At 63.2% G+C, this 26,167-nt stretch carries 21 protein-coding genes and 5 riboswitches; of the genes, 16 read left to right on the top strand and 5 right to left on the bottom strand.

What is annotated here, in order from left to right; translation table 11 throughout:
• Positions 1-3: 3 nt before the first annotated feature.
• From BLU17_RS14920 to BLU17_RS14900, 5 genes are read right to left on the bottom strand one after another with little or no spacing between them, the layout of a single operon-like run.
• Positions 4-1,467 carry a hydrogenase 4 subunit F gene (locus BLU17_RS14920; RefSeq protein ID WP_091997731.1) on the bottom strand — a complete coding sequence of 488 codons (1,464 nt, stop codon included), beginning with the start codon at positions 1,465-1,467 and terminating at the stop codon, positions 4-6.
• Entirely contained in the window at positions 1,460-2,119 is a 660-nt protein-coding gene (locus BLU17_RS14915) for a formate hydrogenlyase (RefSeq protein WP_091997728.1), read from the bottom strand. Before BLU17_RS14915 ends, BLU17_RS14920 begins: the two co-directional genes overlap by 8 nt.
• Positions 2,119-3,069 (bottom strand): respiratory chain complex I subunit 1 family protein, encoded by a 951-nt coding sequence (locus BLU17_RS14910; protein WP_091997726.1) that lies wholly within the window; start codon positions 3,067-3,069, stop codon positions 2,119-2,121. Before BLU17_RS14910 ends, BLU17_RS14915 begins: the two co-directional genes overlap by 1 nt.
• A complete protein-coding gene (gene hyfB, locus BLU17_RS14905) occupies positions 3,066-5,084 on the bottom strand; it encodes a hydrogenase 4 subunit B (RefSeq protein ID WP_091997723.1) in 2,019 nt (672 codons plus the stop codon). Before hyfB ends, BLU17_RS14910 begins: the two co-directional genes overlap by 4 nt.
• Before the next feature lie 13 nt (positions 5,085-5,097).
• Positions 5,098-5,928, bottom strand: coding sequence for a fused MFS/spermidine synthase (locus BLU17_RS14900; protein WP_091997721.1), 831 nt, complete (start codon positions 5,926-5,928; stop codon positions 5,098-5,100).
• 266 nt (positions 5,929-6,194) lie between these two features.
• Here BLU17_RS14900 and BLU17_RS14895 point away from each other — a divergent pair, with 266 nt between their 5' ends.
• From BLU17_RS14895 to BLU17_RS14820, 16 genes are all read left to right on the top strand, one after another.
• Entirely contained in the window at positions 6,195-6,641 is a 447-nt protein-coding gene (locus BLU17_RS14895; protein ID WP_091997718.1) for a hypothetical protein, read from the top strand.
• Between the two features lie 153 nt (positions 6,642-6,794).
• Positions 6,795-6,983, top strand: a complete 189-nt coding sequence (locus BLU17_RS14890) for a ribbon-helix-helix protein, CopG family (protein WP_091997715.1) — start codon at positions 6,795-6,797, stop codon at positions 6,981-6,983.
• A gap of 188 nt (positions 6,984-7,171) precedes the next feature.
• Complete coding sequence (locus BLU17_RS14885; RefSeq protein WP_091997713.1) at positions 7,172-7,519, top strand: zinc ribbon domain-containing protein YjdM; 348 nt, start codon at positions 7,172-7,174, stop codon at positions 7,517-7,519.
• 508 nt (positions 7,520-8,027) lie between these two features.
• Positions 8,028-10,397: a PAS domain S-box protein gene (locus BLU17_RS14880; RefSeq protein ID WP_425434091.1), complete on the top strand. Its 2,370-nt coding sequence runs from the start codon at positions 8,028-8,030 to the stop codon at positions 10,395-10,397.
• 128 nt (positions 10,398-10,525) lie between these two features.
• Positions 10,526-10,589, top strand: a riboswitch (Fluoride riboswitch).
• A gap of 158 nt (positions 10,590-10,747) precedes the next feature.
• Entirely contained in the window at positions 10,748-12,283 is a 1,536-nt protein-coding gene (locus BLU17_RS14875; protein ID WP_091997711.1) for a MutS-related protein, read from the top strand.
• Positions 12,280-13,836, top strand: a complete 1,557-nt coding sequence (locus BLU17_RS14870; RefSeq protein WP_091997709.1) for a MutS-related protein — start codon at positions 12,280-12,282, stop codon at positions 13,834-13,836. The genes BLU17_RS14875 and BLU17_RS14870 overlap by 4 nt, the downstream gene beginning before the upstream one ends.
• An 839-nt stretch (positions 13,837-14,675) precedes the next feature.
• Positions 14,676-14,746: riboswitch (Fluoride riboswitch) on the bottom strand.
• Positions 14,747-15,161: 415 nt separating this feature from the next.
• Positions 15,162-15,228, top strand: a riboswitch (Fluoride riboswitch).
• A gap of 182 nt (positions 15,229-15,410) precedes the next feature.
• The gene (locus BLU17_RS14865) at positions 15,411-15,740 is read left to right on the top strand and encodes a DUF190 domain-containing protein (protein WP_091997707.1); all 330 of its coding nucleotides are present in this window, start codon (positions 15,411-15,413) and stop codon (positions 15,738-15,740) included.
• Positions 15,740-16,279, top strand: a complete 540-nt coding sequence (gene ppa, locus BLU17_RS14860; protein WP_091997705.1) for an inorganic diphosphatase — start codon at positions 15,740-15,742, stop codon at positions 16,277-16,279. Before BLU17_RS14865 ends, ppa begins: the two co-directional genes overlap by 1 nt.
• A gap of 164 nt (positions 16,280-16,443) precedes the next feature.
• Positions 16,444-16,812, top strand: a complete 369-nt coding sequence (locus BLU17_RS14855; protein WP_091997703.1) for a DUF190 domain-containing protein — start codon at positions 16,444-16,446, stop codon at positions 16,810-16,812.
• A 61-nt stretch (positions 16,813-16,873) separates the two neighbouring features.
• A riboswitch (Fluoride riboswitch) is annotated at positions 16,874-16,945 on the top strand.
• A 233-nt stretch (positions 16,946-17,178) separates the two neighbouring features.
• Positions 17,179-18,126, top strand: a complete 948-nt coding sequence (locus tag BLU17_RS14850; protein ID WP_245746873.1) for a respiratory chain complex I subunit 1 family protein — start codon at positions 17,179-17,181, stop codon at positions 18,124-18,126.
• Positions 18,127-18,130: 4 nt separating this feature from the next.
• Positions 18,131-18,811, top strand: a complete 681-nt coding sequence (locus BLU17_RS14845; RefSeq protein WP_091997701.1) for a hydrogenase — start codon at positions 18,131-18,133, stop codon at positions 18,809-18,811.
• 269 nt (positions 18,812-19,080) lie between these two features.
• Positions 19,081-20,292 (top strand): proton-conducting transporter transmembrane domain-containing protein, encoded by a 1,212-nt coding sequence (locus BLU17_RS14840; protein WP_245746872.1) that lies wholly within the window; start codon positions 19,081-19,083, stop codon positions 20,290-20,292.
• Complete coding sequence (locus tag BLU17_RS14835) at positions 20,241-21,776, top strand: hydrogenase large subunit (RefSeq protein ID WP_218137018.1); 1,536 nt, start codon at positions 20,241-20,243, stop codon at positions 21,774-21,776. Before BLU17_RS14840 ends, BLU17_RS14835 begins: the two co-directional genes overlap by 52 nt.
• Before the next feature lie 32 nt (positions 21,777-21,808).
• Positions 21,809-22,618 carry an NADH-quinone oxidoreductase subunit B family protein gene (locus tag BLU17_RS14830; protein ID WP_091997695.1) on the top strand — a complete coding sequence of 270 codons (810 nt, stop codon included), beginning with the start codon at positions 21,809-21,811 and terminating at the stop codon, positions 22,616-22,618.
• Positions 22,608-24,602, top strand: coding sequence for a proton-conducting transporter transmembrane domain-containing protein (locus BLU17_RS14825; protein ID WP_091997693.1), 1,995 nt, complete (start codon positions 22,608-22,610; stop codon positions 24,600-24,602). The genes BLU17_RS14830 and BLU17_RS14825 overlap by 11 nt, the downstream gene beginning before the upstream one ends.
• 71 nt (positions 24,603-24,673) lie before the next feature.
• Positions 24,674-24,745: riboswitch (Fluoride riboswitch) on the top strand.
• A 79-nt stretch (positions 24,746-24,824) separates the two neighbouring features.
• Positions 24,825-26,135: a voltage-gated chloride channel family protein gene (locus BLU17_RS14820; protein WP_091997691.1), complete on the top strand. Its 1,311-nt coding sequence runs from the start codon at positions 24,825-24,827 to the stop codon at positions 26,133-26,135.
• Positions 26,136-26,167: the final 32 nt, after the last annotated feature.

The raw sequence follows: 26,167 nt of genomic DNA, 5'->3' as shown, positions 1-26,167 counted from the left end.
GAATCATCCTGCAAGCACGGCCCCGGCCGCGCGATACCACGCCGCGAGCCAGGGGGGAATATAGAGCCCGAGCGCGAGCCCGATGGCCAGATGAATGAACACCGGCAGCAGCGCCGGCCGGTGTTCGAGCCGGTGTGCCGTCGTCGAGTCGCCGAACGCCATGCCCTGCACGTGCCGGAAAATGACCGCGAAGGCGACGGCGAGCGCCAGCACCAGCAGCGGTACGGCCCACGGCAGCGCATGGATTGCCGTGGTGAGAATCAGGAACTCGCTCGCGAAGACGCCGAACGGCGGCATGCCGAGAATCGCGAGCGCGCCGAGCACCATGCCCCAGCCGACAACGGGGCTCACGTGCACGAGACCGCGAATACCCTCGATGGCCTGAGTGCCGGCCTTCTGCGCGGCGTGCCCCACGGTGAAGAAGATGGCCGACTTGACGAGCGCATGCACGGTCATGTGCAGCAGGCCCGCGAACGTCGCCACGGGACCGCCCATTCCGAACGCGAGACTCATCATCCCCATGTGCTCGATCGACGAAAACGAGAAGAGGCGCTTCACGTCCTTCTGTTTGACGAGCGAGAACGTCGCGACGAGCACGGTGACGATCCCGAAGCCCACCAGCAGCCGCCCCGGCAGGCCGTTCTGGAGCGCGCCGTCGGCGAGTACCTTGCAGCGGAGCACGGCGTAGAGCGCCACGTTGAGCAGCAGTCCCGAGAGCACGGCGGAAATCGGCGTCGGACCTTCGGCGTGGGCGTCGGGCAGCCAGTTGTGCATCGGCACGAGGCCGACCTTGGTGCCATAGCCGATCAGCAGGAACACGAAGGCGAGCGAAACGATGACGGGATCGAGGCTCGCCTTCGCGGCGTTCAGGCTGGTCCAGAGCAGCGCGTCGCCGCCGCCCAGCTCGCGGCTGGCGGCGAGGTAGAGCAGGATCGTGCCGAAGAGCGCCTGCGCGATGCCCACGCCGCACAGGATGAAGTACTTCCACGCCGCTTCGATGCTGGCCGCCGTGCGGTAGACGCTCACGAGCAGGACGGTTGCGAGCGTCGCGGCCTCCATCGAAACCCATAGCACGCCCATGTTGTTGGTGAGGAGCGCGAGCAGCATCGCGAACACGAATAGCTGGTACATCGCGTGAAAGAGCCGCATGCGGCTCGCGCTCATCCGGCCGCGGTCGCGCTCGGTGCGCATGTACGGCTTCGAGAAGAGGGCCGTGGTCCAGCCGACGAACGCGGTCAGCACGACGAGAAAGACGTTGAGCGGATCGACGAAGAACAACTGGCCGAAGGCGGACACGGCGCCATGTGCCACCGTACGTTGCGCGAGCAGGAGCGTGGCGGCGAAGGTGAGCAGGCTGAAGCCGGCGTTCACGCCGGGCGCCGCGCGATGCGCGCCCGTGAGCGCGAGCGTCGCGCTTGCCACGAGCGGCAGCGCGAGGACTACGGCGAGGACGCAGGCATCATTCATCGTTGAGCTCCCCGAGGTGGGGAATGTCGAGGCTGTCGAACCGCTCCCGGATCTGGAACATGAACACGCCGAGGATCAGCATGCCCACCAGCACGTCGAGCCCGACGCCGAGTTCGACGAGCATCGGCATGCCGTTCGTGGCGGCGGCCGCGGCGAAGAAGAGGCCGTTTTCCATCGAAAGGAAGCCGATCACCTGGGGGATCGCTTTCGCGCGCGTGATCATCATGAGGAACGACAGCAGCACGCACGCGAGCGCGATGCCGAGCGTGCCGCGCGCAACCGACGAAGCGAACTGCGTGAGCGGCAGCGCCACGTTGAACGCGACGATCACGAGCACGATGCCCGTAATCAGCGTGATGGGAATGTTGAGGAGCGGTTCGATGTCGCTCGTCACGTTCAGGCGCTTCACGAGGCGGTAGAGGATCCAGGGGATCAGCCCGACCTTGAGCACGAGCGTCAGCGCGGCGGAGACGTAAAGATGCGTGTCGGCCGTGAGGAAGCCGAGCACGAGGTTGGCCAGCGCGAGCGCGAGCCCTTGCAGCGTGTAGAGATGGATCAGCGCGAGAATGCGCCGCTGGCTCAGCATCGCGAACGAGATCAGCAACAGGATCGCGGCCAGGAAATTGATGATCTGCGTGGCTAGCCCGTGCATTACGCCCCCAGCAGGAAATGGACGAGCATGCCGATCACGGCTAGCAGGTAGGCCGTCGCGAGAAACTCGGGCACGCGAAAGAGCCGCATCTTGGCGTTGAGCGTCTCGACGAGCGCGAGCAGCGCGCCGCCGGCCAGCAGCTTCGCGAACAGCGCGGGCACGGCGAGGAGCAGCGCGAGCGGATTGCCCGCCTCGGCGATGCCCCACGGCACGAAGAGCGCGAGGCCGATGCACGAATACGCGAAGAGCTTCAGGCTCGCGGCCCATTCGATCAGCGCGAGATGGCGGCCGGAGTATTCGAGGATCAGCGCCTCGTGGATCATCGTGAGCTCGAGGTGCGTGGCGGGATTGTCGACGGGCAGGCGCGCGTTTTCGGCAAGCGACACCATCGCGAACGCAATGCCCGCGAAGGCGAGGCTCGGATAGATGGTCAGTTCGCCGTGGCTGAGCGTGGCGACGATGCGCGTGAGCAGCGTCGACTGCGTGACGAGCGACGCGGAAAACAGCACCATGAGCAGTGCGGGCTCGGCGAGAAAGCCCACGAGCATCTCGCGCCGCGCGCCGAGCGTGCCGAATGCCGTGCCGGCGTCCATGGCGGCGAGCGAGGTGGCGACACGGGCGAGCGCGAAGAGCCCGACGAGCGCGATCGCATCGGCGGCGGGCGAAAGCGGCAGATCGGTCGAGAGCGTGGGCACGATCGCGCACGCGAGCGTCATGCAGCCCCAGACGACATAGGGTGCGAGGCGCGTGATCGGGCTCGCATGCAGCGCCACGACCGAATCCTTGTTGAAGAGCTTGTGCAGCGTCCGGTACGGTTGCCAGAGGCTCGGCCCGCGCTTGCCCTGCAGCCGTGCGCGGCAAATGGCGACCCAGCCCGAAAGGAGCGGCGCGGAAGCCAGCGCGACGAGAATTTCGAGGCCTTGCGAGAGCAGTCCGGAGAGCGTGATCATCGGCGCACCAGCACGAGCAAGACGATCAGCGCGACGAAGCTGTACGTGAGATAGACGGCGATCCGTCCGGCCTGCAGCCTGAGCGCGAGCGCGCCGACGCGCTGCACGCCGCGTGCGAGCGGTGCGTACAGCCAGGCCCACGTGCGGTCGGCGGCGACCACGCGGTAGGTCGGCTGCGCGTCGAACGGCGAAGGGACATGGCGCTCGATCCTGAAGAAGGGCGCGAAGATTTCGCGGATCGGCTGGCCGAAGCCTTCCGCGGTGTCCTGCATGCGCGCGGTCACGAACGGATTGCCGCAGGCCCATGGCGCCGCGCGGCGCAGCCGCCCATGATAGAAGCGCCGCACGAGCAGCCAGGCGAGCGCGCAGCAGCACACGAAGAAGGCGAGGAAGACGGCCGGCATGTAGCTCGCGCGATCGACGCTCGTGGGCGCGAGCAGCAGCCAGCGGCTCGCCGACACGGCCGCGCCGAGGTCGGCGCCCGCCAGTTGGCGCGTGACGGGCGCGAGCACGCGGACGATCTGCACGGGCAGCAGGCCGAGCAGCACCGTGGCGGCGACGAACCAGCAGAAGCCGGCGCGCTCCCACATGCCGGCGTCGCGCGCGCGGGCGAGCGAGGCTTCACGCGGCTGCCCGAGAAACACGATGCCGAAGAACTTCACCATGGTGTAGCCCGCGAGCGCGGCGACGAGCGCGATCAGCGCGGCGATGACGGGCACGCTCATGTTGAGGAAGCTGTTTGGCAGCGCGGGCGTGAAAAGAAAGCTCTGCAGCAGCAGCCATTCCGAGACGAAGCCCGAAAGCGGCGGCAAGCCGGCGCTCGCCAGCGCGCCGGCGAGCACTGTCCAGGCGGTCCACGGCATGCGGTGAATCAGCCCGCCGAGACGGCCGAGATTGCGCTCTCCCGTGGCGTGCAGCACGGCGCCCGTGCCGATGAACAGCAGGCTCTTGAACGCCGCATGGCTCGCGATCTGATAGAGCAGCGCGGTCATGGCAAGCGCGGCGAGGCCGTTCATGCCGAACGAGCGAAACAGCACGGCGAGCCCCATGCTCACGAACATCAGCCCGATGTTGTCGATCGACGAATACGCGAGCAGCCGTTTCATGTCCGACTGGATCGCGCTGAACACCACGCCGAGCAGCGCCGTGAAGAGGCCGAGCGCGAGCATCAGCACGCCCCACCACGCGATCTGCAGGTGCAGCAGGTCGAAGACCGTGCGCAGGAGGCCGTAGACGCCGGCCTTCAGCACGAAGCCGCTCATGAGCGCCGAGACCGGCGAAGGCGCGGCGGGGTGCGCCTCGGGCAGCCACACGTGCAGCGGAAAAATGCCGGCCTTCGCGCCGAAGCCGGCCAGCGCGAGCAGAAACGCGACCGACGCCCAGAAGGGCGTGAGGTGCTGCGCACGCATCGCGGCGAAGGTGTAGTCGCCGGTATTGGCTTGTAGCAGACCGAAGCACAGCAGCAGCGCCAACGCGCCGACGTGCGAGATCAGGAAGTAAAGAAACGCCGCGCCGCGGATTTCGGCAATGCGGGAGTTGCTCATCACGAGGAACGTGGCCGAGATCGTCAGCATTTCCCAGGCGACGAGGAAGCTGTAGGCGTCGTCGGCGAGGAGCGCGAGCGCGAGGCTTGCGAGGCACGCGTGGTACTCGAAGCAGAGCAGGCCGGGCGGCGTGCCCTCGCCCTTGCGGAAATAGCCCGCCGAGAACGCGCTCACGCCCGCGCTCACCATGCCGAGCACCGCGAGAAAGTATGCCGAGAGCGCGTCGAGGCGGAAGTGGAACGGCAAGCCGGGCAGGCCGAGCGGCAACACGACTGTTTGCGCTTCGCCGGCCATGGCGCACAGGCCATAAAGGCCGACGCCGAACATCAGCACGCCGAGGCATGCGCCCGCCGGGAAAAGGCCGTGCGCCACCACGCGCGTGCGGCGCAGATTCGCGAGCCCCGCGCCGCCGATCGCGAGCCAGCCGGCGGCGACGAGCAGGGCGAGCTGGATCACGAAGCGATGTTCCATCGAGCCGGGTCTCCTATCGCGTCAGCCCGGCGCCGTGGGCGGCTATGCGGGCGACATCGTTGCGTTCCATGTTTTTCGCGTGCGTGACAAGGTCGAGCCCGCCGGCGAGCACGATGTCACGCGCGCGCTGGTGCAGTGCCGGCCAGTCCGGCGCCGGCGCGTTCTTCACGGCGACGGCGATGGGATTCCCGTCGTGCCGTGCCCACGTGCAGTACGTCCGCGGCTCGAATGCGCGGCCGATCCGTTCGAAGCAACTGGCCGCGCAGGCGCCGCGCTCGAGGAGGTTGGCCACCAGCACGCCGCCGTCGCGCAGGCAGGCATGGCAGTCGTCGTAGAAGGCCTGGCTCGACAGATTGACGGGGAGCCCGAAAGCGTCGAAGCCGTCGAGCAGGATCACGTCGGCCGTGTCCCGCCGCGCGGCCAGATGCGCGGCGGCGTCGGCATGGACTACGCGAAAGCGCGTGGAGTCGTCCGGGATATGGAACTGGTCGCGCAACGCGATCACGCGTTCATCGATCTCGACGGTCGTGACGATCGCTTCGGGAAAGCAAAGATGACAGTACTTCGAGAGCGACCCCCCGCCAAGGCCCACGATGAGAATATGCGCCGGACGCGGCTGGAAAAGCTGGAACGCCATCATGGCGCGCGTGTAGGGGAGGTGCAGCGCGAACGGATCGTTCTTGCGCATGGCGGTCTGGACGCCGAGCGTGCCGAAACAGAGGATGCGCGTGCGCAGCCCGTCGTGCACCGCAGGCACGCCGGGGCGTTGGCCCGACAACTCGGCGAAAAGCGGGGCGAGCAGGCCCAGGTCGGATGGCAACGCCGGATTCTCCCAACTATGCATGAGTAATGGGCACGCCTTTCGTGTCATGCAGCGCGCATTGTGTTAACACGGAATGTTAACGATATTAACATGATGACCGGACTGTTTCATCGTCGCCGGGCCGGATCGGCGATGCATGAAATCGCGTCGTCGTGGTCCGCGCATGGTCGCGGACGTGTGCCGTTTTCATTTACATTAAATGTAAATACCATTAACATGTAATTATACTATGATGGGTGCGGATTCACCGCGTCGGCAAACGGCGTGGCGGGCGCAAAGGGAGGGGCATGATCGACGTCGAGATTCCATTGCTGACGCACGAGCGCAGGCGTCTGCTTCTGCGCGAGGCGGCCGGCGAGCAGGGGCTTGTCGCGGTGGGCGTCGGTCGGGCAAGCGGGCGCGGGTTTCAGATGCTCCATCGCTTCGAAGCGACGTGCGACCGGCTCGATGCGGCGGGCGTCAACGTCGTGTTCGTCTATCCGGCGGAATCCGCGCGTCACGTCCAGGATGCGCTTTCGGTCATGGCGGCGCGCTACCGGCGCAAGCCGAGCTTGCTGCTCGACGATACCGGCCTGTTCTTCGGCCGCGCGCTGCCGGTTCACCAGCTTCGCGCGATGTGCTTCGACAGGCAGATGGCTTGTATCGAGACCGCCGGATTCACCGTGATGGACGCGAACTGGGAGGTGGCGTTGCGCGAGTTCCTGCTGAACAGGGTGCGTGCGGATGCTGCGTGACCGGTTGAGGTGGGCGCAGGGCGGTGTGGTAAGCTGCCGCCGGCCTGGCGCCCGGCGTGCTCAAAGGTGCGGCGCCATGCCTGGATTCGATGGCTGGCGTCCGGTTTTCGATTATAATTTGATTAACATATCTGGACGGCAAACACCTGCGTGATGGAAACCAAAAGCGCCCGACTGACGATTCTGATCGATCCCGCCAAGAAGGCAGCCTTTGAAGAGCTGTGCGCGGCGCAGGATCTGACGCCTTCACAGGTCGTCCGTCAATTGATCCGCGAATATCTCGCGCAGCACGGTGTGACATACAAGACGCAAAGCACCGTGGGTACGCGGGCGCGCCGGTAGGTTCCCCTCGAGCCCGGCGGCTTCTGGCCGCGCGCCTATTTCTCCCGGCGCGGCGTGCTGCCGCGTCCCGCGTTGCGCAGCCGCCTCCGGTGGCGGAAGACCCTTCACCCGGTTCCGCCCGCCGCTCGCCGCGGCCACCCGCTCACAAATCAGAAGCTAACGTCGCCATCTGGCGCGAGGATTGAGATATGAACGCATTACCGCCGTGTCCGAAATGCCACTCCGAGTTCGTCTACGAAGACGGCACGGTCTATATTTGCCCGGAATGTGCCCACGAATGGCCCGTAAGTGAAGCGGCTGCCGGTTCGGCCGAGCCCGCCGCCAAGGTGTACCGCGATTCGGCGGGCAATGTCCTGCAGGACGGCGATACGGTAACGGTGATCAAGGACCTGAAGCTCAAAGGGTCGGGGGGCGTGATCAAGATGGGCACGAAGGTCAAGAACATCCGTCTGGTCGACAGCGATCACGACATCGACTGCAAGGTGGATGGCTTCGGTGCCATGAGCCTGAAATCGGAATTTGTCCGGAAGGCGTGATCTGCGCTGCGGAGCGACGTCTCTCGTCGCCCTGTTTTCTGCTGCATTCAACATCCCTCGCGCCTCGATGGCGCGATCGGGCCTCTTCTTCCGTTCATGCGCGGCCGCGCAGCGAACAGCGCCTCGCTTCCGGGAAGGTTTATTGCGCACGCTCGCCGGGCGTCCCCGATGACCCGTCCAAAGCCAATGCCGGCTGGCGGCGTTTCGTCAACCGGATCGGCGGCATGCCTCGCGAGCACACGGCGTCCGATATATTCCGCATTGAACTCGTCGAATGCGAGCCGGCGGCCGCGCCATTGCCGCTGATCGCACGATCAAGTGTTCCCGCGCAATGTGGCGACGCCCCCCCGGAAGGCTTGCGGGCGCGAATTGCGGCGCCCTTGCGCTTCGAGTGTCGCCAGTGCCCCGGAGTCTCCGGAGGGCCTGAAATGCTAATCTGTGCATCTTCGACGCAGTGACCGATGCTGCGACTCACCGGCGGAACCGGGGTCGTGCAAGGAGTCGCGAAATGGAGGATCGCATGTTGCAGTCTCTGCCCGACGAGCGAGCGGTTGCCTGGGAAAAGGCGCTGGTCGCGCGAGTTTCAGAATACGGAATCTTCCGGCTGACGGCCGAGGGAATCGTCGCCAGCTGGAATCCTGGCGCCGCGCGCATCAAGGGTTATCGCGCCGAGGAGATCGTCGGCAAGCACTTCTCCGTCTTCTATCCTGCCGGGGACAGGCAAGCGGGTGTACCTGAGGCGATGCTGCAGACGGCGCGCGAGAAGGGACACTGCGAAACCGAGGGATGGCGCGTGCGCAAGAACGGCTCGCGTTTCTGGGCAAGCGTGCTGATCACGCCGCTTGTGGCCCCCGACGGAAGCCTGATCGGTTTCGCGAAGATCGTCCGGGACGTCACGGACAAACGGCGGGCTCACGAGGCCGTCCTCGAAAGCGAGCGCAAGTTCAGACTCCTCGTGCAGGGCGTCACGGATTACTCGCTTTTCATGCTGTCACCGGACGGCATCGTGACGAACTGGAATCTCGGCGCCGCCCGGATCAAGGGCTACGAAGCGGACGAAATCATCGGCACGCACTTCCGCAGGTTCTATACGCCCGAAGACGCCGTTCAGGGACTGCCGGAACGCGGGCTCGAGACCGCCGCTCGCGAAGGCCGCTTCGAAACGGAAGGATGGCGGGTCAGAAAGGATGGAAGCCGGTTCTGGGCAAACGTCATCATCGATGCGATTCGGGACGAGACCGGCAACCTCGTGGGCTTCGCAAAAATTACGCGCGACGTGACCGAGCGCAAGGTTGCCCAGGAGCAACTGGAAAATGCGCGGGCAGCCCTGCTGCAGGCGCAGAAGATGGAGGCCATTGGCAAGCTGACCGGCGGCGTCGCGCACGACTTCAACAACGTGCTCCAGGTGCTGCGGGGCAATCTCGAACTGCTGGAACGCCGTCACGGCCGCGATGCGTGGTCGCGCGAGCGCCTCGAAAGGGCAATCGACGCGGTCGAGCAAGGCGCAAATCTCGCTTCACAACTTCTCGCCTTCGGCCGCCGGCAAGCTTTGCAGCCCGCGGTGGTCAATCTTGCCGTCATGTTGCGGAACATGGACGACCTGCTGCGTCGGGCATTGGGCGAAATGATCCAGGTGGAAACGGTCGTCTCCGGTGGCCTCTGGAATACGCTTGTGGACCCCAATCATCTGGAGAATGTCGTACTCAATCTCGCGATCAACAGTCGCGACGCCATGCCCAAAGGCGGGCATCTGACGCTCGAGCTTTCGAACGCGACGCTGGACAGCCACTATCACGCGCTTCCCGACGACGTGCCCGAGGGGCAGTACGTGCTGCTCGCCATCACGGATACCGGCACGGGCATGACGCCCGAGGTCATGGAACGCGCGTTCGAGCCTTATTTCAGCACCAAGCCGGAGGGAGAAGGGACAGGACTTGGACTGAGCATGGCCTACGGCTTCGTCAAGCAGAGCGGAGGCCACATGCGGATGTACAGCGAGGCCGGGCATGGCACCACCGTCAAGATTTACCTGCCTCGGTCGATGGAACAGGTCGCCGAGCTGGAGCGGCCGCATACGCCGCAGGTCACAGGCGGTTCAGAAACCATTCTCGTGGTCGAGGACGACAAGCGGGTGCAGTCCATGGTGGTCGAGATGCTGACGGACCTGGGGTACGCGGTACTGAAGGCGGACGACGCGCAAAGCGCCATGGTCATCATCAAAAGCGGAGTAAAGATCGACCTGTTGTTTTCCGACGTGGTAATGCCAGGTCCGGTACGCAGCACCGAAATGGCCAAAATGGCCGTGCGCGCCCTGCCGGGCCTGAGAGTGCTGTTTACGTCGGGGTACACGCAGAACGCCATCGTCCATGGGGGGCGGCTGGACCCCGGTGTGCATCTGCTCAGCAAACCTTATAGCCGCGAGCAACTGGCAACGAAAATACGCCGTATGCTTGGGCATCCTGATTTATCCGTTCCGCTTCATCAGGTGGCGGACAGCGCTGCCAAATCCGTCGTGCCGCTGATATCCGTGCTCGTCGTCGATGACGATGCCGCTTCGCGCGAGGCGGTGAGCGAACTGCTCGCGGAAATGGGCTACGCGGTCCGGCAGGCGGACAGCCGGGAGGCCGCTTTGCGCGAGGTGACGGAAGAGGTGCGGATTCTCGTCACCGATATCGCGCTACCCGACGGTTCGGGCGTTGAGCTGGCCCGGGCTGCACTCCAGCAGGTGCCCGCGCTGAAGATCATCTTTGCATCTGGCGATGAAGCTCCGCTTGCCCGCGAAGTGGGGTTCGCATTCTCGTCCGTGCGCAAACCGTTTTCGGCCGGGCAACTGCGCAGCCTGATAGAAGCGGCCGGTCGGGAAGAGCGCACCGACTAGCGGGGCGGCCATGCGCGCGTTGCGCCTCGGGCGAACGACGCCGGGTACGGCGGACCATTCCTGCCGACTGGTTGGCGCGTCACCCGGGCGGTTTCGAGGACTTGTAGCCTCGTCGCCGGGGGCGTAGAGTGGACGGCGGAGATGGCATTCCTCCCGAAACCGCCCCGACGGGCTAATGATGCCTACAGGCCTGGGAACAGGCGCTGTCGGTGCGTGCGGTTTCTTCGCTGGCCCCACCTGTGCCTTTGCCGTCAAGACGGCGATTCCCGGTTCACATCGTCACAGCTCGATCCGTTTGAGCTCGAGTTTCGTCGCGCCCGATTAAAGCGTGGCGACCAGGGGAGCGGGAAATGGGCTTTTACAGCATCCTGTTCGAGACGCCACAAGACGGGCCACCTCGTGATGACGTGCCCGAGCCCGAGTTCTTCGGCGACCTGAATCTCGACCAGATCGAGCAGACGGTCACGCAAGGTTATGACGAGTACAACCTGACGCCGTTTTTTCGCACAGCGCTCAATTGCGAGAGCGCTGTGCGATACCGGCATGACGTCATGCGTGACCTCGCGCGCCGAGAGGTTTCCCAATGCATCCACGCCTTCGCGCAGTCGATGCGAAAAATGCGTGCCTCTCTGGCGCAAGCCGAAAAGCTCTACTATCCGCGACAAAAGCAGTGGTGGTTCCTCGATGCTGCATCCCAGTATTGCAATGCGCTAGAGGCATTGGAGCCGATGCTGCGCGAGGCTCGTCCGCACTCGAGCGGCTTGCGCGAATTCGGTACGTGGCTCGCGCGGTATCTTGGCGCCGCGCCGTTCGCTGGACTCAGGCGAGACGTGGACGGCCTGCGTGCCGCGCTGGAAACCGTCAGATACGCAATTCACATTCATGGTAATGCGGTGACCGTATTGAACTATGACGGCGAGAGCGATTACAGCGCGCACGTCCTGGACATTTTCGAGCGCTTCAAGCAAGGCGATGTAAAGAATCACAGCGTTGAGGTGAAAGACTGGCCGGAAATGAACCACGTCGAGGCGCAAATACTCGACTTCGTCGCCGAGCTTCAACCTCGGCCATTTGCGATGCTGGCCAGCTTCTGGTCGAATCACGCCGACTATCTCGACACGAGCGTCGCATCATTTGACCGCGAGGTGCAGTTCTACATCGCATACGACGCCTGCATTCGACCCTGCCGGGAACAAGGCCTTTCGTTCTGCTTCCCCATTGTTTCGTCTTCCAGCAAGGCCGAGCGTTGCGACGATGCATTCGACCTCGCGTTCGCCCACAAGCTTTGCAGCGACAAGCTTCCCGTCGTTTGCAACGATTTCCGGCTCGATGAGGCTGAACGTATCTTCGTTGTTTCCGGCCCCAACAACGGCGGCAAGACCACGTTCGCAAGAATGTTCGGACAACTGCATTACCTGGCGAGGCTTGGATTCCCGGTGCCCGGGCGCCACGCGACCCTCTATCTTTGCGACCAGATCTTCGCCCATTTCGAGCGCGAGGAGAATACCCGGGACATGCGCGGAAAGCTCCAGGACGACCTCACGCGTATGCACGACATCCTGGAGAGGGCCACGCCGCGCAGTGTCATCGTGATGAACGAGATATTCAGTTCCACGACGCTCGCGGATGCGCTATTCCTGTGCCGCCGGATCATTGGGCAAATCATGAATCGCGATGCGCTATGCGTTTGCGTGACGTTTATCGAAGAGCTGGCGAGGCTCGGGCCGCAGACGGTCAGCATGGTTAGCGAAATTAGCCCGGCCAACCCGGCGGCAAGAACGTTCCGCGTTCGCCGAAAGATTGCCGATGGACGCGCATACGCCGTATCTGTGGCCGAGCAGTACGGGCTCACTTTTCAACGTCTGAAGGATCGCCTCGAATCATGAAAGCCTGGTTGCTCTACGCCGAACGCGATTTCGACTGGCGTCGCGACGAACGCTGGAACGAAAAGACGCTAACGCAGGATCTCGAACTCGCCACCCTTTACCGTGCGATGGCGGCCGGAGATGAATTCATCGAGGGCGTGGCAAAGAGCGTGGTGCCCGTCAGTCTCGATGCGCTTGATGACATCCTGTATCGACAGGCCATCCTCAAGGATTGTCTTGGCCACGAGGCCACGGTACGGCAGATGTACGCGATTGCCGTGGAGGCGCAGGAGACGGAGCGCAAGAGCTTCTACTGGGGCTTGACGGCGTCGGCCAGCAGCGTCCTGCATTCGGCCCGAGACCTCGTCCAGGCGTATCTCGTGTCGCTGGGGAAATTGCGCCGGCTCGCCGACGACGAAGCAACGTCGTTCGAATCGGGCGGCTTCAGGCGATTCTTCGCAATGGTGGGCGCCGAATTGACTGACGACTATTTCGCGTCAATAAAGCACTGCCTGAAAGATCTGAAGTTCAATGGTGGAGTGCTGATCAGTGCGCAGCCAGGTCGTGGCAACAAGGGGGCGCGCTACGTCCTGCGCAAGCCGCACGAGCCGGACCCGAATCTGATTCGTCGTTTGCTTGCGAGGAAACCGCCGTCACGCACGTTCCGTATCGCCGAGCGAGACGAGAACGGCGCTCGCGCGGTCTCCGAACTTGAAGCCCGGGGCGTCAATCACGTTGCGAACGCACTCGCGCAATCGGCTGACCATATCAAGCGCTTCTTCGCGATGCTGCGCGCTGAGCTGGGTTTCTATCTGGGTTTCATGAATCTGCGCAACGAACTGGTAAAGCGGGGACTGCCGGTTTGCTTTCCTGTGCCCTTTCCGGCTGGGCAGCGCAAGCAGAAATTCGCCGGGTTGTACGACGTCAGTCTTGCATTGCGGATGGAGCAGCCGCCGGTTGGAAACGACGTCGACGCAAACGGCAACGACGCTATCGTTGTGACAGGTGCGAATCAGGGAGGCAAGTCCACTTTTTTACGCAGTATCGGAATCGCACAGGTACTGCTCCAGACGGGCGGTTTGGTCGGCGATTCGGAGTTCGAAGCGAATATCGCGAATGGCATATTTACCCATTACAAGCGAGAAGAAGACGTCACGATGCAAGGCGGAAAGTTTGACGAAGAACTGCGGCGCATGAGCGAGATCGTCGACCATATCGGGCCGCATGCGCTTTTCCTTTCAAACGAGTCGTTTGCATCGACAAACGAACGTGAAGGGTCGGAAATCGGCAGACAGATCCTTATGGCCTTGCTCGATGCGCACGTGAAGATCTGCCTTGTCACGCATCTATTTACGCTGGCCAAAAGCCTATCGGATGATTGTGCGTTTCCAGCACTGTTCCTTCGGGCTGAACGCCGGGAAGACGGCGGGCGCACTTTCCGCCTGATTCAAGGAGAGCCGTTGCAGACGAGCTACGGACAAGATTTGTATCGCGACATATTTACCGAGGATGTGGGGGAGGCTGGCGGGGCAGCGCGCGTACGCGAACCGTCGCCAGGCGTTCAGGCCTGGTGACGGATACGGCAATGCAGCGATGCAAGCCGCTCAACATGTGTCGAACGTTCCCAATATGCTGCGCCAGCCGCTACACCAGCCGATTGCAGCAATGAGGGCGCCGCGGTCTTCGTCCGTATCCGTGTCCCGGCAGTCCCAGCGCAATGAGCGCTCGAAGCAGCGGAGATGGCGCGCAATTTCAGCAATCCTGGCGTGCTGAGCGCTCAATGACTCTGGGTTGCATTGAGCCATTTCTTCGATCAGATGCGACCGGCACAGCGCGTCGCTTCCGTTTTGTGCGCAGCGGCCGCAAACGTGGAGACGCCATCCCCGGTTGTTGTGGGTTGCAAAAGCGAGTGCGGTTTTTATTTCGCGCCCTTGCGTGAGCCGTTCGGCTGGCGCACTGGCAGTGGAGTGGGGACCATAGCCGAGAGCACACATGTGGCATGGACCTCGAACAGCCAGACGGTGGCGGATCACGGTTGAAGGCACAAGACGGTGAAGGCCGTGACCGTCGAGCACATGAGCCGCTCGCTCCATGAGCGAACAATAGAGAAGCGTACTACCGTGAATGAGATGTGGCCGGAATGCGGCCTCGACTGCAAAGAAAGCGAGCGCGTGCCGCGGACACATACCCCAGTGCGCATTGAGCCGCGAGCGTACGCCGGGGTCCATGATGCTCCCCTGGATAAACCACCAGAGGAAGTCGACCTCGCCGTCCGAGAGCACAAGGCGAGCCGGCGTTCCGGATGGGTGACGAGGAGAAGCCTGCACTTTGCGCATTCCCTATGGCCAGACACCAACAGACACCAACGCAACGAGCCCGGCCGGGAGTGCGATGACCCTGACCGTCCCGACCGGGAACCGTAGGCATCATCAGCCGCTGAGCGTAGGCGGCGGTTCAGGGAGGCATGCCATCTCCATCGACATCGCTTCATTCTATGGCGCGCGGACGGCAGCGACAACGAGCGGCTGAATTTGCATGCGTGTCGCCGTGGAATTTGTGGTTACGCTCTCAGGGTCGCGACGAGCCGTTTCGGCATGCGCGACGCAACACCGGGAAGTATTCGGCCGTCCACGGCTAGCGCGCCATTAAAGTCGAGAACGAGATGGGTGAGCCGGAGTGTCCGGAAACCCGGGATGTCGATTGTAATCACGAGCCTCCTTGCGCACGGTGCGAACACTTCTGCCGTGATCCGAGTGGTTTTATCCCGAGGTTGTCTTCAACCCGGGAAAAAGCCAGCGTGCTTCGCCATTGCGTTCCGCTCGCACGAAAAAAAATGTCACGCCTCGATGGACGCAGGCGACATCAACTGCGTGGCAGGCGCAAAACCTGCGTGCTACACTGGTTCTCGGGAGATGGCATTCCTCCTTTAACCGCCGGCGTGGCCGGCTAATGATGCCTGCGAGCCCTGGGTCGGGGCGTCGTGGGCATTGCCCTGGCGTCCTGCCGCCCAGAACTTTCGTCACAGAATTCTGGTTCCTCGTGCAAATCATTATGCTCTGGTGCCCCGCCGTGAGCGGGATAATGGAGCGTCGTCCTTTCCCGGGCCTGGGGCTCAGCACAGTCATGCTCTCGAAGACAGGAGGTGTTCATGCGAGGTAGTCAGTTAACTATATACGCGGCCAATCAGAGCCATCGCGTCCGGCATCTGTCGGTCGTGGAATGGATACTCGAGGAAGCCAGGCACGCCGGCATTCAAGGTGCAACGGTTATCGAAATAGCGGAAGGCGTCGACGCGAAGGGCAAATATCATGCGGCTCGTTTTTTCGAGCTTGCAGAACAGTCGGTCGCCGTCACGCTCATCGCCGAAGATGCCCGGATTGACGAGCTGCTTGAAAAGCTCAACGCCGGCGGCGCCCGCCTCTTTTATACACGTGCGCGAATCGAATACGACACGCTCGGTACGGAAGGAGCGAGCTGATGGACTTCAACACGATACCCACCGGCGACAACGTTCCGCTCGAAGTCAACGCCATCATCGAGATTCCGGCGCAGAGCGTGCCCGTCAAATATGAGGCGGACAAGCAATATGGGCTGCTGAAGGTGGACCGTATCATGAGTGCCGGCATGCGTTACCCGGCCAATTACGGTTTCATTCCGCAAACGCTGGCCCGCGACGGTGACCCGCTCGATATTCTGGTTATTGCTCCATTTGCGCTCGAGCGTCTTTCGATGATCAGTTGTCGGCCGGTCGGGCTCTTGAACATGACCGACCAGGCCGGGCCCGATGAAAAAGTCATTGCGGTTCCGGTGGACAATGTTTGTCCCGCCACCCGGAAAATCGTCGAGCTGGGCGACGTCGATGAATATGTGGTCAACCAGATTCAATTCTTCTTCGAGAACTATAAAAAGCTGGAACCCGGCAAATGGGTGCGGTTTGAAGGATGGGCCGACGTCGATGCTGCATACGACGCCATCAGAAGTGCCGCCGCGGCCTTCCGGAACGCGCACCATTCCTGAGCATATGCGGTACGTCGCGCGGCTATGCTGCGACGCAGCATATGTGGCTGCCGCAATGATGCACTAGAATCAAACGAGGACGCTTCGTTGGCTGACCGGCACCGAGCGGTCCTTTGGGCCGCAGTTTCCGCTCAGCGGCCCGGCGCGGCGCCGTGGAGGGAGACATGAACGGTTATCAGCTCACGTTCTATACAGAACATAACCGCCATCATGGCCATCGCACGGTGTGTGAGTGGCTACTTTACGAAGCGAAGCACCTGGGCATTCACGGCGCTACCGTCATCAATTGCGCCGAGGGCACGGGGCATGCGGGAGTACATCATGCGGCGCATGTGCTGAAACTCGCCGACCAGCCCGTGCAGATCATTCTCGCCGTCACTGAGGACGAAGCCAGGCGCATGCTCGACGCGGTCGAGGCGCAGCACGTTCACGTTTTCTATACCCGGTCGCCGATTGAATTCGGATTGCTGGGTGCGGAAGAACATGGTCCGGGTCAAAAGCATTTTTCGATATTCGGACATAAGCCTCATTGAAAATAAGGCGGCCGCGCATGCCGCCTTGCATGTGACGCGGCGTTGCCTATACTCGAAGGCGACATTGCGCGGAGATGGCATTCTCCCTTAACCGCCGTGCTTTCCCCTCACGGCTGATGATGCCTGCCAGACCCCGGGCGCCGGGGCCGGCAGGCATGTTTGGCCGGCTCGCATTCACGAGCATCCCGGGCATATTGACGCCTGAAAAGAAGCGAAGAACATGGGATGCTGCGAGTCGTCATGGCATGACCCTCACTGCCTGAATTGCCTGGTCGTGGCTGTTCGCTGGTTTCGCACGGCACACGTCTTGGCGCCCGTGCGTGCGAGGCGTGCATCCGCCATGCGCGACGTCCGGGGAAGACGGCCATGAACATGCGCGACGTCCTCCTGCAGATTGCGCAGGTTCTCACGGTGCTCGTGCTATCGCCGCTTCTGCAAGGTGTGATCGTGCAATGGGAGGAGCGCGTACAGCGCGCGCGGGGGCCGGGAATCTTCCAGCCTTATCGCGACCTGCGCAAACTGTTTCGCAAGCAGATCGTCGTGCCGGAAACGGCGTCCTGGATTTACTGGTGCGCACCGGTGGTGGCATTTACTTGCATGCTTACCGTGCCGATTCTGATTCCGGTACTCACCGATTTTCCGCTGCCGCTCTCCGACATGGGGGACATCCTGGGAGGCGGACTCATCCTCACACTCGGGTCCTTCGTGATTCTGCTCGCCGGCCTGGATTCCGGCAGCGCCTTCGGCGGCATCGGATCGAGCCGTTCGGTAATGCTCGGCATTCTCGCCGAACCCACGCTCATTCTTGTTCTCGTCGGCATCACATTGCTCGCCAAAGCAATGCTGCCGTTCGTCGTCAATCATCTGCTCGTGCAGCAGCCCCCGGTTTACTGGAGTCCCGCGCATCTGTTTCTCGTATTCGCGTTTTTCGTGCTGTTGCTCGTCGAGACAGACCGGCTTCCAATCCATTCGAGCACGCACATCGAGGTCTACATGATCGAGGAGGCTCGCATCCTCGAATATTCCGGCCCGATGCTCGCGCTGCTCAAATGGGCGTCGATGATGAAGCAGTTCATTCTTTACACGATTTTCTGCAATGTGCTGACGCTGCCATGGGGTCTTTCGCAGCACGGCACGGCAATCGGTGCGCTGGCGGCGGCGGCGGGGCTCTTCGGGCGAATGCTCGTCGTCGCGCTGGTGGTCGTTCTCGTGGAGACGGCTCAATCGCGCTTGCGTTTCTTCCGTTATCAGGAGCCGCTTGCGGCTTCGTTCATGCTCGCGGTGCTTGCCATCGCGGCTAACCAGCTACGGTGAAGCCATGTTGCTCACGCATCTGACACCGCTTGCAGCCTCATTGTTCAGTCTGCTTGCGATCGGCAGTTTACTGCTCGCGTTCGTGATGCTCGGCTCGCGCTGGTTGAAGGACTATCTGCTCGCCTTCACCGCGGAGTCGTGGCTCATCGCGGCGCTGTCCGGCGCGGTGGGCTACTACGGCAACTATCACGAGCTTTATCTGGTGGCCTTGTTGACGGCTCTATTCCGCGGACTGGTACTTCCGTACCTTGTCTGGCGCATCATCGCGCGGCTCGAAGTGGAGCGCGAACTGCACGTGAGCCTGCAACCTGGTTCGAGCCTGGTGCTAGGCGCCTTGCTCGTACTCTTTGCCTTTGTCGTCTCGAACCATCTGGGAAATGCGCTCGGCCTTGGAGGAACCGTCGTTGTGCTCGCGCTCACGGTCATGCTTTCGATGAAGCTCATCGGGTTTCTCATGCTGACGGTGCGCCAGGAGGCCATCAGTCAGGTGCTTGGTCTCCTGATTCTCGAGAACGGCATCTTTCTCGGCTCGCAGATACTCGTGCCGGGGATGCCGCTGCTCATCGAACTGGTGCTGCTGTTCGATCTGCTCGTGATCGTGGTCAGCTTCGGCGTACTGGTGCGCTATCTCGTCGCTCACGTGGGCAGCACGAGCAGCCGCGAATTGCGGCGTCTGGTGGGGTAACCATGATCGAAGCGTGGCTCGTTCTTGTGACCGTCGCGCCGCTCCTGGCTGCACTGATCGCGGTGCTGAGCCGAAGTGCGCGTGCCGCCGAGTATGGGAATCTCGCCGCAGCGATCGTGTGCCTCGCCGCGGCGATCTGGCTGGCCGTACATGTCGATGGCGCACGCACGTTCATTGCGGGCTACGTACTCTTCGACGCGCTCGGCGCCTGGACACTCGTCTGCACCTGCGCGGTGTACTTTCTCGCGTCGATTTACGCGGTGGGCTACATGCGTCTGCTCAAGGAGGAGGCGGCGCGTTTGCCTGGCTTTTACGCGCTTTTTGCGCTCTTTGCTGCGACCATGATTTCAGGCCCTCTGATGAACAACATCGGCGTCTACTGGATTGCGATCGAGTTGACCACGCTGGTGAGCACATTCCTCGTCGGCTTCGAGCGCGGGCAGGAATCCATCGAAGCCGCGTGGAAGTACATCATCGTCGTTTCGGCGGGCATCAGCCTCGCGTTACTCGGCACGGTTCTTTTCTACTGGGCAGGCAGCCTCGTCATCGGCCCGACCTACGACATGACGTGGGACGCGCTGCGGCGCGCCGCGCCGGGCATGAGTCCCTCCCTGACGCAGATGGCTTTTTTACTGGTGCTGGTCGGCTATGGAACAAAGGCTGGCCTGGCGCCGATGCACACATGGCTGCCCGATGCGCACAGCGAAGGGCCTGCGCCAGTTTCGGCGATGCTCTCCGGAGCGTTGCTGAATACGGCGATGCTGGGCGTCGCACGCTTTCTCACGATCACGGACGCAGCGAGTCCGTCACGGCTGCCTCGCGTAGTCCTCGTGGTATTCGGCGCATTTTCACTTTTGGTCGCCGCGCTCTTCATTGTCCGCCAGCAAGGCATCAAGCGGCTGATGGCGTATTCGAGCGTCGAGCATATGGGCATACTGGCGCTCGGTTTCGGCTTCGGCGGTCCGCTGGCCATCGCCGCAGTCCTCTATCACATGCTCAATCATTCGCTGAACAAGTCGCTGATGTTTTTCGGCGCGGGCAATGCAATGCGGCTCTATGGCACGAAGGATGTCGACGGAATTCGCGATGTCTGGCAGCGCCTGCCGGTTTCCGGCGCGCTATGGCTCGCGGGTGCCGTTGCCATCACCGGTGCGCCGCCCTTTGGTCTTTTCCTCAGCGAACTGACGCTCATGCGCGCGGGGCTTGCGACGTCCAATGCCTGGGCGGTCATCGTGCTTCTGATCTTGTTGGTGGTCATTTTTGTCGGCTTTCTCAATCACTTTCGCAAGATGTATCTCCTTTCTCGGGGAGCCGAAAAAAACGAAGTGAATGACACGACGCAGATTGCAGTCAGCGCATGGATGACGCTGCCGATGTGGCTGGCGTTGGCGCCGGTATTCGTTTTCGGCGTCTGGTGGCCGCAGGAGCTATGGCAATTCTTTGCAACGGTAGCAGGCGACCTCGGCGGAGGAACCCGGTGAAAAATTGCGAATTGACGACGGTGGAAGCTGGCGAACTGCCGGCACGAGCACGAGCGCTCGTTATGCAAGGTGCCCGAATGCAGGGCGTTTATGCATGGTTTCCGGCGCCGGATCGCGGGCAGCTTCGCTATGTGGCGACGTTGCCGGGCCATCGGGCTTTCCAGGTCTGGTCGGTAGACGTCGGCAGCGCGGCGGTTCCGAGTCTGGCGGCAATCTGTCCGCTGCTTGGCTGGCATGAACGCGAGGTCATGGAAATGAGCGGGATTGCGTTCTCGGGGCACCCGGAACCTGAGCGGCTCGTTACCGCATTCTTGCCGCGCGACGCGAGAGGGCCGCTGGAGCCGGAGCGCGCGCGGGGCGGGAGCGTTGCCGCCAGCGTGCCCGCCCCCGCTCTGCCCGCGGTGTCGGGCAAACATGTGCAGCTATTGCCGTTCGGACCTGTACGTGCCGATGTGGTCGAGTCGGCGCAGTTCATCTTTTACTACCTGGGCGAGGCGATTCTCCATTACCACGCTAATCTGTTCCTCAAGCATCGCGGCGTGGAGAAGCAGTTCGAATGCCTCGACAGCGGAACGGGCGTCGTGCTCGCGGAGCGCGTTTCGGGTGTCGATAGCCTGGCGCACGCGCTTGCCTGTGCCCAGGCAATCGAGGACGCGGCCGGTTGCGAAGTGCCCGCGCGCGCGTGCTGGCATCGTCTCGTCGCGGCCGAACTGGAGCGCATCTACAATCATCTGCACTACCTTGGCCACTTATGCCATACGACAACGCTCAAGGTCGGCGAAGCGCAGGGGAAACTGCTTGAGGAGCGTGCGAAGCAGATAAACGGCCGGGCATGCGGGAGCCGCTTTTTGCGCGGTATCGTCTGGCCCGGAGGAGTGCGGCGCGAACTGGACATACATGCGGTCGCCGACGGGCTCGCGACGCTCAAGCCGGAAGTCGAACGCTACATCGGACTCATCGAACGCACCACCAGCCATCTGGACCGGCTGATCTCGACCGCGCCGCTGGGTGCGAAACTGGCTTTCGATCAAGGGGCCACCGGGCCCGTTGAGCGTGCTTCGGGCGTCGACCGTGATTTGCGCCGGGACCATCCGTACGCAGCCTACACGCTCTTGAGGCCGGACGTTTCCATGGCAACGGAAGGCGACGCGTGTGCGCGCATGCGCGTGCGAATCGCGGAGCTGCGCGCGAGCATCGCATTGATTGGGCGCGCAATCGGCCAGGGTGTGCCGGATGGCCCGCCAGGCGCCGCTTGCCGCCCGCCTGAATTCGCGGAAGGCCTGGGCTGGACCGAGTCGTCGCGCGGCACGGTGCTGTATGCGGTGCATTTCGATGAAAAAGCGCGATTCGCCCGCGTAAAAATCAAGTCGCCGTCGTTTTCGAACTGGCGCGTTTTTCCATCGACGGTTCACGACAGCAACATGATGGATTACGCAATCAATGAAGCGAGCTTCGGGCTGACGATTTCAGGCTGCGCACGCTAGCGTCGCTCACGGCGCCTCAGGAGGGATCGCGCATGTCGCTATGGACGTGGTTCGGGTTGAAGGAGGGGAGCGCGAGCACGGGCTGGCCGCTGACCGGCGACGATGACGGGCAGCACGGCGTGCTCGGTATGCCGCGCTATGAACCGGCAAGATGTACGCCGGGCTGCGAGGCATGCGCCGAAGCCTGTCCGACACGGGCCATCGTCTTCGCGCCCTCGCAACAGTCGCGCGCGCGACCGCAAGTGGACTGGGGCCGCTGTATCGTCTGCCAGCGGTGCGCCGAGGTTTGTCCGAGCGGCGCGTTCACGCCATCCGAAGCGTGGGCGCTCGGCGTGCGCGAGCGTTCCGACCTCGAATGGGACGAGGCGATGAGCGAGCGCATCGTGCGCGAGGTGGTGGAGCGCGAGCGCCGGGCTTTCGGGCGCAGTCTGCATATTCGCCATGTCGACGCGGGATCGTGCAACGGCTGCGAGTCGGAATTGCAGGCGCTCGACAATCCCTTTTACAACCTGCATCGGCTTGGGATTTTTTTCACGCCGTCCCCGCGATTTGCCGATGTCCTGCTCGTGACGGGCCCGGTGACGAAAGCCATGCGCGAGCCCCTGCTCGCAACATGGAATGCGATGCCGACGCCGCGGTGGGTCGTCGCCACGGGAACCTGCGCCGTTTCCGGGGGCATGACCGGCGGAAACTACGCATGCGCGACCGGGCTCGATGGCATATTGCCAGTGGACATCTATCTACCCGGTTGCCCGCCCAATCCGGCGGCCTTGATCCACGCACTCCTGATGATTGTCGGCAGGGCAAACCAGCGGATACGCGGAGGACAAATTGAGCGCTAACCTGCTGTTTGGCCTTGCCGCAGCCACGTGGATACTGGCCGCATGTCTCGCACCGCCGCACGCTTGCCGCGGCGCCGCTCGCGCATTGCTGGGCCTGGGGTGCGCGCTGGGGATCGTCGCCTGCCTCACAGCGTTGCCGGACGGCACGCCGGTCCGTTCTCTGCCGGTGGAGCTTGCGGGTCAACCAGTGGCCTTCGGCATGGAGCCAGCAGGGCTATGGCTAATGGGCTTCGGCCTCGTACCGGCAGCCTTCGCCTGCTGGCTGGGCTCGCCGCTTTCCGGCCGCTCCGGACGTTGGCACGCTGGGGCGGCTTTCAGCCTGCTCGGCGCATTGGGCGTGTTCGGACTTCAGGACGGCGCGGCGCTTCTGGCGGCATGGGAGAGCATGAGCCTGGGCGGTGCGCTGATGCTCATGGGCGAGCGGGCCGCGGAGCGCGAGGGCCGGCCGGTCATGCTCATGCTCGCATTGCTGGAGGTCGGCGCGGTGGCGCTGATGTTCGCCGTCGTACTGCTCGGCGAGGCAGCCGGTGAAATCCGCTTTGCAAGCTTCGCCGCTCATGCTGCGTCGTCGGGCAACCTCGTCTCGTGGCTCGCCGGCATCGCATTTCTGATTGGCTTCGGTGCGAAGCTCGGCCTGTTGCCGTTTTACGAATGGTTTCCGCGTGCGTACGCGAGCGGCAGCGGCGCAACCGGGGCGCTTTTCTCGGGCGTCGTACTCAATGCGGCGTACTTCGCGTTGAGCCGCGCGTGGAATGGCTGGCTCGACGTATCGGCGCAGAGCGGCACGGCGTTTGGACTCGGCGTGATTGCCATTGCGCTGGGCGTCGCCAGTGCGATTCTCGCGGTGCTTTTCGCGTTTCAGCAGGACGACTGGCGTGCGCTGCTCAGTTACTCGTCGGCGGAAAATGCGTCGGTGGCGGTCGTCATGCTGGGCGTGACGCAGCTGTTCCGCGCCAGCCAGCTCGGCGACCTGGCCGGCCTCGCGTGGACTGTCGCGTTGTTGCATCTTGCCGGGCACGCGCTTGCCAAGGGCGCGCTGTTTCTCGCGGCGGACGGCGTCTTCGCGGCGTGCGGTAGCTACGACATCGTTCCGCGCGGGTGGCTGAGGCGCAGCGGCTTTCTGCTCGGGGTTGGCGCGGTATTCTCGGTGATGAGTCTGGCTTCCGTGCCGCCACAAGCCGGATTCGTCAGCGAATGGTACGTGTTTCAGACGGTATTCCAGGGTTTTCATCTCACCTCGTTCATCGGGCGGCTCGTACTCGTGCTGGCGGGCGCGGGTCTCGCACTTGCGGCCGCCGTTGCGCTCGCAACGTTCGTCAAGCTGTTCGGACTCGGACTGCAGGGCTTGCCCGACGTCGAGGTCACGCGTCCCGTGCCGCGAGCGAGCGCGACCGCGGTCGGCGTGCTCGGGCTGTGCGTGCTGGCCGTGGCGGTGGGGGCGCCGCTTTGGCTCAACGCGCTCGCCCGCGGGGCGCAGGCGCTTTTTCACGTCGACATTCCGCGCGCGATGGTGGCGGGATGGCTGCTCGTGCCGCTCACCGACAAATTCGCCTTCATTTCGCCGTCGAAGCTGATTCTCGCGATGCCGCTGCTCGCATTGCTACCGCTGGCGCTTCTCTGGCTCACGAGCAAGCGCGCGGTCCGTCGCGTGCCGGTATGGTTCGGCGGCATGACGGCGCACGAGCGCGACGCCATGACGACCGCGCTGACGTTCTCCAATGCCATGCGGACCTTTTACAGCTTCGTCTATCAACCGACGATCAGCGCCACGCGCGAACACGAGCAGCGCGAATATTTCGTCAAGCGTCTGGTATTTTCGTCGGGGGTGACGGACTTGTTCGAGCGCCACCTGTTCGAGCCCGCTATCCGCTTCGTGAACGTTTGCGCGCAACGCCTGCGCGCGCTTCAATCAGGTAATCTGAATTTCTATCTCGCGCTAATCGGCGCCTTGCTGGTGGCGATTCTCTTTCTCACGCTCCTTTAGCGCCGCGAATCCGCCTCTTGATGGCTGCGACAATCCTGTTGCGGCGCGATATGTTGTCGCATAGAATCACGAGTCTTTTGGGAGATGGCATTCCTCCCGTAACCGCCCTGCATTCCCGCAGGGCTGATGATGCCTACGAGTTCCTGGGTGCAGGAGGTCGTAGGCCGTCTACGCGACGCCCCCTGTCGCCCGGGTTTGACGCTCATTCAAACCTGGACCGCAATGAAACACCTGAAGTCTATCGAGCAGTTCGCGATGGTTCCGTACCTCGCGCGCTGGCTGCTGCTCTCGTGCATCCTGGGGGCGCTGGCGGGTAGCGCATCGGCCTTGTTCCTTTTTGCGCTCGATCGCGCGACCGACATTCGCGTGGCCCACGCGTGGCTGCTCTGGCTCTTGCCCGTTGCCGGCTTCATGACCGGCTGGGTTTATCACCGTGTCGGCAAGCCGGTCGAAGGCGGGAACAATCTGCTGATTGACGAAATCCACGACCCGCAGAAAATCGTGCCCAAGCGGATGGCGCCGCTCGTGTTCGTCGCTACCGTGATTACCCATCTTTTCGGCGGCTCGGCGGGGCGCGAGGGCACGGCCGTCCAGATGGGCGGGGCGCTGGCCGACCAGGTGACGCATCTCTTTGGCCTCGACCGGGAAGACCGCCGCATTCTGCTGATGGGCGGAATCGCAGCGGGCTTTTCTTCGGTGTTCGGCACGCCGCTGGCAGGCGCGATATTCGGGCTGGAAGTGCTGGCCATCGGGCGCCTGCGCTACGACGCGCTGCTAACCTGCATTGCGTCGTCGCTGGTGGCGGACCAGGTATGTCGCGTCTGGGGTATTCATCACACGGTCTACAGCATTCCGTTTGTTCCGCGCATCTCGCCGCTCGGACTGGGGTCCGTCATTCTGGCGGGCATCGCTTTCGGGGTCGTGGGCATGCTGTTCGCCGATTCGACCCACGCGCTTTCGGCGTTCATCAAGCGCAAGATCGCTTACGCGCCGGCGCGCCCGTTCGTGGGGGGCATCGTTGTGGCGATAGCGGCAACAGTGCTCGACGTGCCGCAATATCTGGGCCTCGGTATTCCGACTATCGTCGAGTCGTTTAATCGTGCGTTGCCGGTCTACGATTTCGCGGGCAAATTCGTTTTCACCGTCGTTACGCTCGCATCGGGCTTCAAAGGCGGCGAAGTCACGCCGCTGTTCTATATCGGCGCGACGCTCGGAAACGCACTGGGCCACGTGCTGGCATTGCCGGTTCCGGTGCTTGCCGGGCTTGGATTCGTCGCCGTGTTTGCCGGCGCCGCGAACACGCCTGTCGCTTCGACCGTCATGGCAATCGAGCTGTTCGGCGCGGACATCGGCATGTATGCGGCGCTGGCTTGCGTCGTGGCTTATTTGTTTTCCGGCCATACGGGCATTTACCGCGCGCAACGTGTGGGACATGCGAAGCATCCGCTCCTGCCCGCCGGCATGCGGCTTTCGGACATTCCCGCGCTACGCCGCGCAAGGCGGGCCGGTTCTGCCGCCGCGACCCATACCTGATGCCTCGCCAGTTCGGCCCGCATTAGCTCCCA

The sequence above is a fragment of the Paraburkholderia lycopersici genome (assembly GCF_900096975.1).
GTDB lineage: Bacteria > Pseudomonadota > Gammaproteobacteria > Burkholderiales > Burkholderiaceae > Paraburkholderia > Paraburkholderia lycopersici.
Note: the sequence above shows the minus strand (reverse complement) of the source record. Positions and strands in the feature narration are given on the sequence as shown.